12 protein-coding genes are annotated in these 14,361 nt (G+C 66.0%); 6 read left to right on the top strand and 6 right to left on the bottom strand.

Translation table 11 applies throughout. The features are described from left to right. Nucleotides 1-9 precede the first annotated feature (9 nt). Entirely contained in the window at nucleotides 10-1,824 is a 1,815-nt protein-coding gene (locus tag M3I54_RS14450; protein ID WP_254336930.1) for an aminopeptidase P family protein, read from the top strand. A 43-nt stretch (nucleotides 1,825-1,867) separates the two neighbouring features. Beyond that, nucleotides 1,868-2,491, top strand: a complete 624-nt coding sequence (locus tag M3I54_RS14445; protein ID WP_254336928.1) for an HAD family hydrolase — start codon at nucleotides 1,868-1,870, stop codon at nucleotides 2,489-2,491. 26 nt (nucleotides 2,492-2,517) lie between these two features. On the opposite strand, the gene M3I54_RS14440 is transcribed toward M3I54_RS14445, so the two are convergent. From M3I54_RS14440 to ychF, 3 genes are all read right to left on the bottom strand, one after another. Continuing rightward, entirely contained in the window at nucleotides 2,518-3,675 is a 1,158-nt protein-coding gene (locus M3I54_RS14440; protein ID WP_254336926.1) for a DUF748 domain-containing protein, read from the bottom strand. Nucleotides 3,676-3,822: 147 nt separating this feature from the next. Then, nucleotides 3,823-5,487, bottom strand: coding sequence for an energy-dependent translational throttle protein EttA (ettA, locus tag M3I54_RS14435; RefSeq protein ID WP_254336924.1), 1,665 nt, complete (start codon nucleotides 5,485-5,487; stop codon nucleotides 3,823-3,825). Nucleotides 5,488-5,524: 37 nt separating this feature from the next. Beyond that, entirely contained in the window at nucleotides 5,525-6,619 is a 1,095-nt protein-coding gene (gene ychF, locus M3I54_RS14430; protein WP_254336922.1) for a redox-regulated ATPase YchF, read from the bottom strand. A 282-nt stretch (nucleotides 6,620-6,901) separates the two neighbouring features. On the opposite strand from ychF, the gene M3I54_RS14425 reads away from it, so the two are divergent. From M3I54_RS14425 to M3I54_RS14410, 4 genes are all read left to right on the top strand, one after another. Continuing rightward, complete coding sequence (locus tag M3I54_RS14425) at nucleotides 6,902-8,074, top strand: UbiH/UbiF family hydroxylase (RefSeq protein ID WP_254336920.1); 1,173 nt, start codon at nucleotides 6,902-6,904, stop codon at nucleotides 8,072-8,074. 187 nt (nucleotides 8,075-8,261) lie between these two features. Then, nucleotides 8,262-8,993, top strand: coding sequence for a DsbC family protein (locus M3I54_RS14420; RefSeq protein ID WP_254336918.1), 732 nt, complete (start codon nucleotides 8,262-8,264; stop codon nucleotides 8,991-8,993). A 135-nt stretch (nucleotides 8,994-9,128) separates the two neighbouring features. Continuing rightward, complete coding sequence (locus M3I54_RS14415) at nucleotides 9,129-10,919, top strand: M61 family metallopeptidase (RefSeq protein WP_254336916.1); 1,791 nt, start codon at nucleotides 9,129-9,131, stop codon at nucleotides 10,917-10,919. A gap of 189 nt (nucleotides 10,920-11,108) precedes the next feature. Further along, nucleotides 11,109-11,705 (top strand): FMN-dependent NADH-azoreductase, encoded by a 597-nt coding sequence (locus tag M3I54_RS14410; protein ID WP_254336914.1) that lies wholly within the window; start codon nucleotides 11,109-11,111, stop codon nucleotides 11,703-11,705. A 94-nt stretch (nucleotides 11,706-11,799) separates the two neighbouring features. Here M3I54_RS14410 and M3I54_RS14405 read toward each other — a convergent pair whose 3' ends face one another. From M3I54_RS14405 to trpC, 3 genes are all read right to left on the bottom strand, one after another. After that, entirely contained in the window at nucleotides 11,800-12,570 is a 771-nt protein-coding gene (locus M3I54_RS14405; RefSeq protein WP_375542145.1) for a uracil-DNA glycosylase, read from the bottom strand. A 356-nt stretch (nucleotides 12,571-12,926) separates the two neighbouring features. Then, nucleotides 12,927-13,553: a CYTH domain-containing protein gene (locus tag M3I54_RS14400; RefSeq protein WP_254336910.1), complete on the bottom strand. Its 627-nt coding sequence runs from the start codon at nucleotides 13,551-13,553 to the stop codon at nucleotides 12,927-12,929. Between the two features lie 12 nt (nucleotides 13,554-13,565). Further along, nucleotides 13,566-14,351, bottom strand: coding sequence for an indole-3-glycerol phosphate synthase TrpC (gene trpC, locus M3I54_RS14395; protein WP_254336908.1), 786 nt, complete (start codon nucleotides 14,349-14,351; stop codon nucleotides 13,566-13,568). Nucleotides 14,352-14,361 lie beyond the last annotated feature (10 nt).

The following is a 14,361-nucleotide window of genomic DNA, read 5'->3' as shown; positions in this document are numbered from 1 at the left end:
GGTGAAAACATGAACGCCCGACTCCCCGAAACATCCTCGATTCCCGAACGCATTGCCGCCCTGCGCGCTGCGATGACGCGCGCTGGCGTGGATGCCGCCCTCGTACCCTCCGCCGATCCGCATCTGTCCGAATACTTGCCGCGCCGCTGGCAGGGGCGCGAGTGGCTCTCGGGCTTCACCGGCTCGGTGGGCACACTCGTGGTGACGAAGGACTTCGCGGGCGTGTGGGTGGACAGCCGCTACTGGGTGCAGGCCGAGCAGCAGCTGGCCGGCACCGGCATCCAGCTCATGAAGATGATGGGCGGCCAGCAGAGCGCGCCGCACATTGACTGGCTCGCGCAGAACGTGAATGCGGGCGGCGCGGTGGCCGTGGATGGCGCGGTGCTCGGCGTAGCCTCGGCGCGCGCGCTGGCCGAGGCGCTCAAGGCGCGCGAGGTCGCGCTGCGCACGGACCTCGATCTGCTCGACGATGTCTGGCAAGGCCGCCCGTCGCTGCCGCTCGAGCCCGTGTACGAGCACGTCGCGCCGCACGCCGACACGAGCCGCGCCGGCAAGCTCGACCAGGTGCGCCGCGCGATGCTGGAGAAGGGCGCGCAGTGGCACTTCATCTCCACGCTCGACGACCTCGCCTGGCTCTTCAACCTGCGCGGCGCGGACGTGAACTACAACCCGGTGTTCGTCGCGCACGCGCTGATCGGGCCGGACGACGCGACGCTCTTCGTCGCCGACGGCAAGGTGAGCGAGGCGCTCGTGCAGTCGCTCGCGAAAGACGAGGTGCGCGTCGCGCCGTATGCCGAGGCCGCCGCCGCGCTCGCGGCGCTGCCCGCGAAGGCCGCGCTGCTCGTCGATCCGCGCCGCGTGACGTATGGTTTGCTGCAGGCGGTGTCGCCGGCGGTCAAGCTCGTGGAATCGGTTAATCCGAGCACATTCTTCAAGTCGCGCAAAACAGCGGCCGAAGCCGACCATGTGCGCGCGACCATGGAGCAGGACGGTGCGGCGCTTGCAGAGTTCTTCGCGTGGTTCGAGGCGGCGCTTGGCCGCGATGCCATCACCGAGCTGACCATCGACGAAAAGCTTTCCGCCGCGCGTGCGCGCCGCGCGGGCTTCAAGTCGCTCTCGTTCGCGACCATCGCGGGCTTCAACGCGAACGGCGCGATGCCGCACTACCGCGCCACGCCCGAGTCGCACAGCGTGATCGAAGGCAATGGTTTGCTGCTCATCGACTCGGGCGGCCAGTACCTCGACGGCACCACCGACATTACGCGCGTCGTGCCCGTGGGCACGCCGAGTGCGGAGCAAAAGCGCGATTTCACGCTCGTGCTCAAGGGCATGATGGCGCTCTCGCGCGCGAAGTTCCCACGCGGCATCCGCTCGCCGATGCTTGATGCCATTGCGCGCGCACCGATCTGGGAAGCGGGCGCGGACTACGGCCACGGCACGGGCCACGGCGTGGGCTACTTCCTGAACGTGCACGAAGGTCCGCAGGTCATTTCGCACTACGCGCCGGCCGAGCCCTGGACCGCGATGGAAGAGGGCATGATCACCTCGGTCGAGCCGGGCATCTACCGGCCGGGCAAGTGGGGCGTGCGTATCGAGAATCTCGTGCTCAACCAGCGCGCTGAAACCACCGAATTCGGCGACTTCCTCAGCTTCGAGACGCTCACGCTCTGCCCGATCGACACGCGTTGCATCGATCTCGCGCTCTTGCGTGCGGACGAGCGCGAGTGGCTCAATGCGTACCACCAGACGGTGCGCGTGCGCGTGGCGCCGCACGTGAGCGGCGAAGCGCTCGAGTGGCTCGAAAAGCGCACGCAGCCGATCTGATTTCCCCGGTATCCAGATAGCGATCAAGCGGAGCGAGAAGCGCATGACGATCAAGGCAGTGGTGTTCGATTTCGGCGGGGTGCTCGTGGACTGGAGTCCCGAGTATCTCTATCGCAAGCTGATTCCCGACGACGACGAGCGCCGCTGGTTTCTCACGCACGTCTGCAAGATGGACTGGGTGGTCCGCCAGGACGGCGGCGAGCCCATTGCCGTGGGCACTGAGGAACTGGTCGCGGCGTTTCCCGCGCACGAAGCGCTCATACGCGCGTTCTACGAGCGCTGGCACGAGATGATCGGCGGACTGCTCGCCGGGGGCGTCGCGACGTTCGAGCGCCTGGAGGCGGCGGGCATGCCGATCTTCGGCCTCACGAACTGGTCGGCCGAGACGTTTCCGTGGGCGTGGGAGCGCTTCGGCATCCTGCGGCGCTGCCGCGATATCGTCGTATCGGGCCGCGTGAAGCTCGTGAAGCCCGATCCGGAGATCTTCCACGAGATGTTCCGCCGCATCGAGGCACAGTTGCCGGGCGTGAAGGCCGAGGAACTCGTTTTCATCGACGACAACGCGGGCAACGCCGAAGCGGCCACGGCGCTCGGCTGGCATGGCGTGCACCACACGAGCAACGCCACCACCGACGCCAGGCTGCGCGAGCTCGGCCTGCCGGTCTAACCAGGCGGAAGTCGGCGCCCCGCGCGCTATTTCGAAGCGGGCGCCGGCGCCACCGGCTGCAGCAAGCTGCGCAGCGCGTCGGCGATACCCTTCGCGGTTTGCCCGGCGCCCTTCGCCATCCCTTCCGCGCTCACCCCGAGCGCCTGCGCGAAGCCTGCGCGCAACTCCGTCATCATGTTTTCGTTGAGCTTGAACTTCGGGTCGCGCAGGTTGCCGTCGAGCACGAAATGCAGCGTGATCTCGCCCTTGTGCGCCTTCAATGCGGCCACCGCCGCGCGCGTCGGGATCGACAGGAAGGTGTCCACCGCGTCGCCGCTTTCCGAGAGTTGCAGGTTGTGCAGCGTGACCGTGCCCGGCGCGTGCAGGTGATAGCCGCGTACGGTCGAGGTGAGATCGAGGTCGAGCGTGCCGCCCGTCACGTTGGCCTTCGCGCCGGCCTTTTTCAGCAGATAGGGATCGATCGTGCGCACATCCACGCCGCGCAGCGTCGTGTGGAGCTGCGAGTCCTTGTTCGCGATCTGCACCCAGCCGTTGAAGGTCATGCGTCCTGTGTGCTCCGGACCGACGACGTTGCCCACGACCGAAACGCGCGTCGGCTCCGTGAGCGCCGGCAGATGGACGTTGTCGACGCTCGCCTGCGCGCGGTTCACCGTGACGCGCCACGGCGGATTGCTAATCGCCCGGTCGTAGAAGTCGAATGTGCCGTTTTCGAAGCCGATATGGTCGATGACCTTTTCCTGCGGCAGGCCGCTTCCTCCCTGCGCGCCGCTCGTGGGCGTGGCGCTTTGCGTCATCTCTTCGCGCAGATTCGGCAGGAGCAGGATCGAGCCGCTTTCCCGGCGCAGCACCGTCATCGTGAAATCGCTCACGGTGACGTCGCGAATATGCACGCGGTGCGAGAGTAGCGCGCGCAAGTCGGGCGTGATCGTAATGCGCGCGGCGCGCAACGTGTCGGCAGTGGGCCAGTTGGGCGGCGGCTTCAGGCGCACGTCGGTGAGTTCGACGGATGAGAGATTGAACGCGACGTTGACGCTCGCGGCCGTGCCGACGGGCGCGAGCGCGCGCTCCACGTACGCCTTCGCCTCGCGCTGCAGCGCGTAGAGCGTGCCGAGCACCGCGAGCACGAGCAGCGCGACGACGATCGCCACGATGAGGAGAACACGGTTGCGCAGCGGTATCGCCATACGGCATTCCTCGCGGGAGCAGGGCAAAACTCAGGCCCCAGGTGACCCTAAACGTAGCGGCTTTCGAGCAACTGCCATGCCGCGCGTGCTTTCAGAGCGACAACGGCGGCCCGCGGGCCGCCGTTGTTTGCTATCGATCTCGCCTGATTAGCGGCTGATCGGCTTGTAGCGCAGACGCTTCGGACGCGCGGCTTCTTCACCAAGACGCTTGATCTTGTCGGCCTCGTACTCGTGATAGTTGCCGTCGAAGAACGTGACTTGCGAGTCGCCCTCGAACGCGAGGATGTGCGTGGCGATACGGTCGAGGAACCAGCGATCGTGCGAAATCACCATCACCGAGCCCGCGAATTCGAGCAGGGCGTCTTCGAGCGCGCGCAGCGTTTCGACGTCCAGATCGTTCGACGGTTCGTCGAGCAGCAGGACGTTGCCGCCCGAGATCAGCGTCTTGGCCAGATGCAGACGGCCACGCTCACCACCCGAGAGGTTGCCGACGATCTTCTGCTGATCGCCGCCCTTGAAGTTGAAGCGGCCGATGTACGCGCGCGAAGGCGTTTCGTACTTGCCCACGGTCAGCACGTCCGCGCCGCCCGAGATCTCTTCGAACACGGTCTTGCCGGCGACGAGCGCGTCGCGGCTCTGGTCCACGTAGGCGAGCTTGACGGTCGGGCCTTGCACGATTTCGCCCGAGTCCGGCTGCTCCTTGCCCGTGAGCATGCGGAAGAGAGTCGATTTACCGGCGCCGTTCGGCCCGATGATGCCGACGATCGCGCCCGCGGGAATCTTGAAGCTCAGGTCGTCGATGAGCAGACGGTCGCCATAAGACTTGCTGACGTTCTTGAACTCGATGACCTCGTTACCCAGGCGCTCGCCCGCCGGAATGAAGATTTCCTGCGTTTCGTTGCGCTTCTGGTACTCGAGGCTCGACAGTTCTTCGAAACGCGCGATACGCGCCTTCGACTTCGCCTGGCGGCCCTTCGGGTTCTGGCGCACCCACTCCAGTTCCTTCTTGATCGCCTTCTGGCGAGCGGATTCCGACGATTCTTCCTGCTTCAGGCGCTCTTCCTTCTGGTCGAGCCAGCTGGAGTAATTGCCCTTCCAGGGAATGCCGTGGCCGCGGTCGAGTTCGAGAATCCACTCGGCGGCGTTGTCGAGGAAGTAGCGGTCGTGGGTCACGGCGACCACGGTGCCCGGGAAGCGCGTGAGGAACTGCTCGAGCCACTCGACCGATTCGGCGTCGAGGTGGTTGGTCGGCTCGTCGAGCAGCAGCATGTCGGGTTTTTCGAGCAGCAGCTTGCACAGCGCGACGCGGCGCTTTTCACCGCCCGAGAGGTTGCCGATCTTCGCGTCCCAGGCCGGCAGGCGCAGTGCGTCGGCGGCGATTTCGATCTGTTGTTCCGCGCTGCCGTCGGTCGTCGCGAGGATCGCTTCGTACTTCGCCTGCTCGGCGGCCAGCGCGTCGAAGTCGGCGTCCGGCTCCGCGTAGGCGGCGTAGATCTCGTCGAGCTTCTTCTGCGCGTTGAACACGTCGCCCAGACCTTCCTCGACCGCTTCGCGCACGGTCTTTTCCGGATCGAGCTGCGGCTCCTGCGGCAGGTAGCCGATGTTCAGATTCGGCATCGGCGTGGCTTCGCCTTCGATGTCCTTGTCGACGCCGGCCATGATCTTGATGAGCGTGGACTTGCCCGAGCCGTTCAGGCCGAGCAGGCCGATCTTGGCGCCGGGGAAGAACGACAGCGAGATGTCCTTCAGGATCTGACGCTTGGGCGGCACGATCTTGCCGACCCGGTTCATGGTGAAGACGTATTGGGCCATAAGAGTGTCTCTGGAAACGGGAAGAAAAAGGTGTCGCTTACACGTTGAACAGGAAATTCATCACGTCGCCGTCGTGCACGACGTATTCCTTGCCTTCGGCGCGCATCTTGCCGGCTTCCTTCGCGCCGGTTTCGCCCTTGTACTGGATGTAGTCGTCGAACGCGATGGTCTGCGCGCGGATAAAGCCGCGCTCGAAGTCGGTGTGGATCGCGCCCGCGGCTTGCGGGGCCGTATCGCCGACATGGATCGTCCACGCGCGCACTTCCTTCACGCCCGCCGTGAAGTACGTCTGCAGGCCGAGCAACTTGAAGCCCGCGCGGATGACGCGGTCGAGGCCCGGCTCGTTCATGCCCATGTCGGCGAGGAACGCGATCTTGTCTTCATCGTCGAGATCGGCGATTTCCGCTTCGATCGCCGCGCACACGGCCACGACCGGCGAGCCCTCGGCTTCGGCGTGCTTGCGCACGGCGTCCAGGTACGGGTTGTTCTCGAAGCCGTCGTCCTTCACGTTCGCGACGTACATCGTCTTCTTTGCGGTGATCAGGCAGAAGGGCTTGAGGAGCGCCTGTTCGTCTTCGTTCAGGTCGAGCGCGCGCACGGGCAAGGCCAGGTCGAGCTGCGCACGCACTTTTTCGAGCACGGCGACGAGCTTCGCGGCTTCCTTGTCGTTGCCCGACTTGGCGGCCTTCGAATAGCGCGTGAGCGACTTTTCGACGGTGGCGAGGTCGGCGAGCGCGAGTTCGGTGTTGATGACTTCGATGTCGGAGAGCGGATCGACCTTGCCCGCCACGTGGATCACGTTTTCGTCTTCGAAGCAGCGCACGACGTGCGTAATCGCATCCGTTTCGCGGATGTTCGCGAGGAACTGGTTGCCGAGGCCTTCACCCTTGCTCGCGCCCGCGACCAGACCCGCGATGTCGACGAATTCGACCACGGCCGGCACGACGCGCTCGGGCTTGACGATTTCGGCAAGCGCCTTCAGGCGCTGATCGGGCACTTCGACCACGCCGACGTTGGGCTCGATCGTGCAGAACGGATAGTTTTCGGCCGCGATGCCCGCCTTGGTCAGCGCGTTGAAGAGGGTGGACTTGCCGACGTTAGGCAAGCCGACGATGCCGCATTGGAGGCTCATGTAAATCTCTGCATGTCAGGGTGGTGACGTGCGGCTCGCCGCGCGCGAAGCGCCCGGGGCCGGGCGTCTCGCGCAAGCGGAAGCGGCGGGCGGGGCGGCGCAGGTGGCACGTCGGGGGACGTGACGGGGAGTCACGAAAACCGTAATTGTAACCTCGTCCGGGTGAGGGTTAGCCGCGGGCGTCGCCGGGCCCCCGGGCGGTCTTCCTGCAACGCCTTGCTGCGCCGCAACACCGCGCCCGTCCGGCCCGGTCGCACAAGCGCTCGCGGCTATAATGCGCGCATGACTGCAAGCAACCAGACCTTTGATGTCGCCGTGATCGGCGGCGGGCTCGTCGGCAAGTCGGCGGCGCTGGCGCTGACCCAGAGCGGCCTGCGCGTGGCGCTGCTCGCGCAGCCGTGCGCGCCGCTGCCCGGGGGCGCCGTGTTCGACGCGCGCGTGTACGCCTTTTCGCGCAGCTCGCAGGCGCTATTCGAGCGGCTGCGGGTCTGGCAGGCCGCCGACGCCGCGCGCCTCACGCCCGTCTACGACATGCGGGTGTTCGGCGACGCCGCGGCGGAGCTGCACTTCTCGGCATACCAGGCGTCGGTTGCGCAGCTTGCTTGGATTGCCGAGTCGTCGGTCGTCGAGCGCGCGCTCGACGCCGCGCTGCACTTCCAGCCCAATCTCACGTGGATCGACACGCATGCACAGACGCTCGACGTGCAGCCCGACGCGGCCGTGATCGGCCTCGCCAATGGCCGCGCGATCGAAGCCGACCTCGCGATCGGCGCGGACGGCGCGCATTCGTGGGTGCGTGCGCAGATCGGCTCGAAGGTCGAGCGGCGCGATTACCGGCAAACCGGGGTGGTCGCCAATTTCCGGGCGGAAAAGCCGCACGGCGAAACGGCGTACCAGTGGTTCCGCGAGGGCGAGATCGTCGCCTTGCTGCCGCTGCCGGATCAGCACGTGTCGCTCGTCTGGTCGGCGCAGACCGAACATGCCGACGAACTGCTCAAGCTCGAACCGGAGCAGCTTGCCGCCGAAGTCGAGCGTGTCTCCCAAAGCCAGCTGGGCGCGCTCAAATGCGTCACCCCCGCGCGCGGCTTTCCGCTATCGCTGCAAACCGTCGACCAGCTCGTTGCGCCGCGCGTCGCCCTGGTTGGGGATGCCGCGCATCTGATTCACCCGCTTGCGGGCCAGGGTGTGAACCTCGGCTTGCGCGACGTTGCCGCGCTCGTCGATGTCGTCACGAAGAAAGAGGCGTTCCGCGATCTCGGCGACATCGTGCTGCTGCGCCGCTACGAACGCGGCCGCCGTGAGGACATCCAGAAGCTCGTCGTTGCCACCGACGGTCTGCAGCGGCTCTTCTCGTTCCCCGGCACCCTCGCTCGCGCAGTGCGCAATACAGGTATGGCATTCGTGGGCGCGCAGCCGCTGCTCAAGCGCTGGCTCGTGGCCTCGGCGCTCGGATAATATCCCCGGGCTTTATCGTTCATTTACCCCCCATTTGCCGCTCAAGCAGGCATTTCGGTTGCTTGAGGCCCGGTGCAGCTTAGAATGGGTGTATTGGCCGCGCCCGCAGCGCATGCCGCCCCGGCCATTCAACGGAACTCTGCGCGCGTCGCCCCTGCGCGGCGCGCCCGAATCAGGAATGCATCCCATGCAAACGCGTATTCGATTTGCCGCGCTCGTGATCGCGGTAGCCACCTCGGCGCTCGGCTGCTCGGCCCAGGCCGACCAAACCACCGACAAGATCAAGTCGGCGCTGCAGACGCGCCTCGGCATCGACGCCGGGGACATCAAGGGCATCACCAAAGCGCCCATGCCCGGCCTTTACGAGATCAACCTCGGCACGCAGATCGTCTACAGCGACGCCAACGGCGACTACGTGCTCAACGGCGAACTCATCGACACCAAGGCGCACCGCAATCTGACCGAGGCGCGCCTGAACGAAATCAACAAGGTCGATTTCGCGAAGCTGCCGCTCGAGAACGCGGTCAAGGTCGTGAAGGGCGACGGCAAGCGCAAGATGGCCGTGTTCTCCGACCCGAACTGCCCGTACTGCCATCAGCTCGAAAACACGCTGAAGTCCGTGGACAACGTGACGGTCTACACGTTCCTGTATCCGGTGCTCTCGCCTGATTCGACGGCGAAGGCCAAGCAGATCTGGTGCTCGTCCGACCGCGCGAAGGCGTGGGAGTCGTGGATGGTGGACCGCAAGGCACCCACGGCAGCCGGCACGTGCGACACGGCCGCCATTGACAGCAATCTCGCGCTCGGCCAGAAGATGAACGTGACCGGCACGCCCACCGTGATCCTCGCCGACGGCACGCGCCTGCCGGGCGCAGTCAGCGCCGACCGGCTCGAACGCGGACTGAACGGCGCTCACTGACGCCTCTCCCAAACCCGCCGGCCGCTTTCGCGGCCGGTGCTTTTTTTGCCCGGCGCTTTTTGTCCGTTTCTGTCTGCCGGGCATACTGAATTTGCAATCCGCGTCTGCTGACCGAATCTCTCACCGATCCCGCCGATGAAGCCGATCCGATACACCATCGTCCCGAAGAATCCCGCCGCGCATCTGTTCGAGGTGACGCTCACCGTGGAAGACCCCGCGCCGGACGGCCAACGCTTCATGCTGCCCGTCTGGATTCCGGGCAGTTACATGGTGCGCGAGTTCGCGCGCAACATCGTCACGCTGCGCGCTTTCAACGACGCGGGCCGCAAGGTGCGCGTGACGAAGACCGACAAGCACTCGTGGCAGGCCGCGCCCGTGAAGGGCGCGCTCACGCTGCGCTACGAGGTCTACGCGTGGGACCTGTCGGTGCGCGCGGCGCATCTCGACGACACGGTGGGCTTCTTCAACGGCACGAGCGTGTTTCTCGCGGCGCTCGGCCATGAGGAGGCGCAGCACGCGGTCGATATTCAGCGTCCGGACGGGCACGCGTACCGCCATTGGCGCGTGGGCACGGCGCTCACGGAGGCGCGCGGCACCAAGCGTTACGGCTTCGGCGAATACACGGCCACGAACTATGACGAACTGATCGATCATCCGGTCACGCTCGGCGAGTTCACGCTCGCGAGCTTCAAGGCACACGGCGTGCCGCACGACATCGTGATCGCTGGCCGCGTGGTCGCGCTCGACACCGAGCGTCTCGCCGCCGACCTGAAGAAGATCTGCGAGGCGCAGATCGCGCTGTTCGAGCCACGCACGAAGCGCGCGCCAATGGAGCGCTACGTGTTCATGACGCAGGCCGTGAGCGACGGTTACGGTGGCCTCGAGCATCGCGCATCGACGGCGCTTATCTGCAATCGCACCGATCTGCCGGTGAAGGGCAAGCCGGAGACGTCGGACGGCTATCGCACCTATCTCGGTCTGTGCAGCCACGAATACTTCCACACCTGGAACGTGAAGCGCATCAAGCCCGCGGCGTTCGTGCCGTATGACCTCACGCGCGAGGACTATACGTCGCTGCTGTGGCTGTTCGAGGGCTTCACGTCGTACTACGACGACCTCATGCTCGTGCGCAGCGGGCTCATTTCCGCAGATGAATACTTCGGCCTGCTCGGCAAGACGATCGCCGGCGTGCTGCGCGGGGCAGGACGCCTGAAGCAGAGCGTCGCGGAAAGCTCGTTCGACGCGTGGGTGAAGTACTACCGCCAGGACGAGAACGCGTCGAATGCGATCGTAAGCTACTACACCAAGGGCTCGCTCGTGGCGCTTTCGTTCGACCTCGCGATTCGCGCGCAGACGAACGGCCGCAAATCGCTCGACGACGTCATGCGCCTCCTGTGGCAGCGCTATGGGCGCGACTTCTATCGCGGCAAGCCGGTGGGCGTGGGCGAGGACGATGTCGAGGCGCTGATTGCCGAGGCGACGGGCGTGGAACTGGGCGCGCTCTTTAGCGACGCCGTGCGCGGCACGCGCGACCTGCCGCTCGCGGCGCTGTTCGAGCCGTTCGGCGTGACGCTCGATGGGGAGCCTGAGCGCGGCGCGAGGCCGTCGCTCGGCGCGCGGCTGCGTGGCGGCGCCGAAGCGACGCTTGCCGTGGTCTACGAAGGCGGCGCGGCCCAGAAGGCGGGGCTTTCGGCTGGCGACGCGCTTGTAGCGCTCGACGGCCTGCGCGTGACGGGTTCGAATCTCGACGCGCTGCTCTCGCGCTACCAGCCGGGTACGAAGGTCGATATCCACGCGTTCCGCCGCGACGAGCTTCGTGTGGCGCGTCTGACCCTCGACATGCCCGAAGTCGCGCGCTACAAGCTCGCGGCCTCCGACAAGCGTGCGCCCGCGCGCGGCTTGCGCGAGCGCTGGCTGGCGGCGTAAGCCGCGGGGCGGGGCGCGGCGGCACCAAAAACGGCGTGGGTGATTGATCCCGCGCCGTTTTTTCATGCGGGCGATTGTTCTATCACTGCAACAATCCGTCATCGGCGGACTACTTTTTCGGGGCGCGGTAAATAAACACAATGGCTTCACTCGCGCAACGTTGCGCAACTGAGACCCGAAGGAGCCACCATGACCACCATCCTGCAAATCAATTCCGCCGCCCGCTCGCAAGGCGCCCAATCGACGCTGCTCGTCAACGAATTGACGGCCAGGCTGCAACAATCGAATCCGGGCGCGCAAATCGTCACGCGTGACCTGCAAGCCGATCCGCTGCCGCACCTCGACGACGCCGTGCTCGGCGCGTTCTTCACTCCGGCCGAGCAGCGCACGCCGGAGCAGCAGGCCATCGCCGCACGCAGCGAAGCGCTGATCGCGGAACTGCAGGCAGCAGACGTCATCGTGATCGGTGCGCCGATGTACAACTTCGGCGTCTCGTCGCAACTCAAGACGTACTTCGACTGGATCGCGCGTGCCGGCATCACGTTCCGCTACACCGCGAATGGCCCCGAAGGTCTCGTGAACGGCAAGAAGGTGCATGTCGTTTCGGCACGCGGCGGCAAGTATCAAGGCACCCCGCACGACAGCCAGACGCCGTACCTGAAGTCGTTCCTCGGCTTCCTCGGCATGACCGACGTGAACTTCATCTACGCCGAAGGCCTGAACATGGGCCCGGACGCGGCAAACGCAGCGCTCGCGGGCGCGCGTGAGGCGATCGCTGCAGCGTAAAGTTCGCGATTGACGGCTGTTTGACGGCTGTAAAAGCAAAAACGCCACGAGAGCGATCTCGTGGCGTTTTTCATTGCGCGTCGCGCCGCGAGGCTCAAGCGAGCACGAGGCCTTCCTCCGGCAAACGCCAGTCGATCGGCTGGCGGCCGTGCGCCTGCAGATAGCCGTTGGCCTGCGCAAAATGCCCGCAGCCGAGAAAGCCGCGATGCGCGGAAAGCGGCGACGGATGCGGCGCTTCCAGCACGCAATGCGCACCCGAGAGCAGCGCGCGCTTGTTCTGCGCGTGCGCGCCCCATAGCATGAACACGAGGTTCTCGTGGCGCGCAGCGAGTTCCTGGATCAGTGTGTCGGTGCAGCGCTCCCAGCCGCGCTTCGCGTGGCTCGCAGCGCTCGCGCGCTCGACGGTCAGCACCGTGTTCAGCAGCAGCACGCCCTGGAGCGCCCAGGCGTCGAGACAGCCGTGCGCCGGCGCTTGAATGCCGAGGCTCGCCGCGATCTCCTTGAAGATGTTGCGCAGCGAAGGCGGCGGGCGCACCGAGGGTGGCACCGAGAACGCCAGGCCGTGCGCCTGCGGCGTGCCCCGATCGTCGCCGTGGTACGGGTCCTGGCCGAGGATCACGACCTTCACGTCGTCGGGCGAGGTGAGGCGCAGCGCGCGGAACACGTCTGCGGGATAGACGGTCTTGCCAGCGGCGCGCTCGTCGTCGACGAAGCGGCACAGCGGCGCGTAGGCGTCGCTCGCGATGAAAGGCGCGAGCAGCTCGCGCCAGGCGGCGGGCAGCGCATCGAACTGGTCTTCGAGGCGAGTGGTGTCGATTGCGGCCTGGGGCATGGCGGGTTGGTTGGACATGGCGGGGGCGGACATAACGCCGTGCGTGCGCTCGGGCGCCGGGAATTCGTTGGCGCCGAAAAGCGAGAAGATCGTGATCTGACGCGGGTCGACTTCGGGCAGCGGCGGCTCGTCGAGCGTGGCTTGCGCCGTGTCGGACAGATCGTCGTCGAACAGCGAGGCTTGCACCGGCATCGCGACGCGCGGGCGTTTCGTGGAGGTCATGGGCGGCAAGTGTCGCAGCAATTGCGTGGCGATTCAATCCGGCGCGCCCGACAGGGCGGCCTTTTGCGGCATCGGTGCCGATGTTGCAACTAACAGCGCCATTTTCGAGCTTTTCTCGAGTGATTGGGCGCTTTTGCGCGGCGCTCCGAAGACGCGCCGCTTCGTTCTCAGCCTTCGCGCAGCTTGTATCCGCGCTGGGCCTTGCTGATGTCGTCCGGCGCGAGGCCTGGCAGCGCCTGCGTGAGTTCCGCGGCGAGCGTGTGCAACGCCGCTTCGTCGCCCGACTTCAGTTCGAGTTCGATTTCGCAGATGGGTGCGCGCCGCGTTTCGCCGTTCACTTCCGCGATGACTTCGCCCTGATCGATGGCCGCTTCCACTTGCGCGCCGTCGACTTCGAGCGTCCACAGCGTGCGCGTGAAGTCGGTGCGAAAGAGGGGGATCAGGTTCGCGGCGGCATCCGAGAGCGCCGTCGAAACACCGGCTTCGTCGCACTCATGTAGCAGCTTGTCGATTTCAAGCGCTTCGCCCGCCACCGGCATTTCCCACTCGTGCCGTGCGTGCAGCCCGTTTTGCGCCACACCCACAGTTTTGAACGTCTGCAGCCAGCCTTCGGGCGCGCGGCGCAGGCGCAGCGCGCTCTTTGCGCGGGCGAGCGCAAGCGCCGGCGTGTCGAAGTAGATGTTCTCGAGCCTGATGGCGCGACCCGGCTTACCGGCGCGCGTCTCGAAGAGACGCAGCGCCACGTCCACCTGGTCGCGCGGCAGCGCGAGCTTGATTTCGCGTTCGATACCCATCGTGCCGCGCGATCAGAAGAACATGCGGGCGAGTTCCGCGCCCGGCTGGTCGGCGCGCATGAACGCCTCGCCCACGAGGAACGTGTGCACGGAAAGCGCGCGCATTTTCTCGACGTCCGCACGCGAGAGAATGCCCGACTCGGTCACGACGATGCGGTCTTCAGGCACATCGTCGAGCATGCCGATGGTCGTATCCAGCGTCGTTTCGAACGTGCGCAGATTGCGATTGTTGATGCCGATGAGCGGCGTCTTCAGCGTGAGCGCGTGCGTGAGTTCTTCACGGTCATGCACTTCGACGAGCACCGCAAGGCCGAGCGAATGCGCAAGCGCTTCGAGGTCGCGCATTTCGCCGGGCTGGAGGGCGGCGGCGATCAGCAGGATCGCGTCGGCGCCCATCGCGCGGGCTTCGACGATCTGGTACGGATCGACAATGAAGTCCTTGCGCAGCACCGGCAGATCGCACGCGGCGCGCGCGCCTTCGAGGTACGCGGCGCTGCCCTGGAAGAACTGTACGTCGGTGAGCACGGAGAGACAGGCCGCGCCGCCCTCGGCGTACGAGCGCGCGATTTCGGCGGGCTGGAAGTTTTCGCGCAGCACGCCCTTCGACGGACTAGCCTTCTTCACTTCGGCGATCACGGCGGCCTGGCCGTTGTCGTGCTTCGCGCGCAATGCGCCGACGAAATCGCGCAGGTCACGCGTGCTCGCCTGCAGACGCAATTCTTCGAGCGGGGCGCTCTGCTCGGCGGCGCGCACTTCTTCGCGCTTGACCGCGATGATCTTTTCGAGGATGTCACTCATGATGTTCGGA

It is taken from the genome of Paraburkholderia sp. CNPSo 3274 (assembly GCF_024206475.1).
Lineage (GTDB): Bacteria > Pseudomonadota > Gammaproteobacteria > Burkholderiales > Burkholderiaceae > Paraburkholderia.
Note: the sequence above shows the minus strand (reverse complement) of the source record. Positions and strands in the feature narration are given on the sequence as shown.

Bases quoted from the DNA above. Each gene is read 5' to 3' on its own strand.
- M3I54_RS14450 (WP_254336930.1), top strand. From the start codon at position 10: ATGAACGCCCGACTCCCCGAAACATCCTCGATTCCCGAACGCATTGCC.
- M3I54_RS14445 (WP_254336928.1), top strand. From the start codon at position 1,868: ATGACGATCAAGGCAGTGGTGTTCGATTTCGGCGGGGTGCTCGTGGAC.
- M3I54_RS14440 (WP_254336926.1), bottom strand. From the start codon at position 3,675: ATGGCGATACCGCTGCGCAACCGTGTTCTCCTCATCGTGGCGATCGTC.
- ettA (WP_254336924.1), bottom strand. From the start codon at position 5,487: ATGGCCCAATACGTCTTCACCATGAACCGGGTCGGCAAGATCGTGCCG.
- ychF (WP_254336922.1), bottom strand. From the start codon at position 6,619: ATGAGCCTCCAATGCGGCATCGTCGGCTTGCCTAACGTCGGCAAGTCC.
- M3I54_RS14425 (WP_254336920.1), top strand. From the start codon at position 6,902: ATGACTGCAAGCAACCAGACCTTTGATGTCGCCGTGATCGGCGGCGGG.
- M3I54_RS14420 (WP_254336918.1), top strand. From the start codon at position 8,262: ATGCAAACGCGTATTCGATTTGCCGCGCTCGTGATCGCGGTAGCCACC.
- M3I54_RS14415 (WP_254336916.1), top strand. From the start codon at position 9,129: ATGAAGCCGATCCGATACACCATCGTCCCGAAGAATCCCGCCGCGCAT.
- M3I54_RS14410 (WP_254336914.1), top strand. From the start codon at position 11,109: ATGACCACCATCCTGCAAATCAATTCCGCCGCCCGCTCGCAAGGCGCC.
- M3I54_RS14405 (WP_375542145.1), bottom strand. From the start codon at position 12,570: ATGTCCGCCCCCGCCATGTCCAACCAACCCGCCATGCCCCAGGCCGCA.
- M3I54_RS14400 (WP_254336910.1), bottom strand. From the start codon at position 13,553: ATGGGTATCGAACGCGAAATCAAGCTCGCGCTGCCGCGCGACCAGGTG.
- trpC (WP_254336908.1), bottom strand. From the start codon at position 14,351: ATGAGTGACATCCTCGAAAAGATCATCGCGGTCAAGCGCGAAGAAGTG.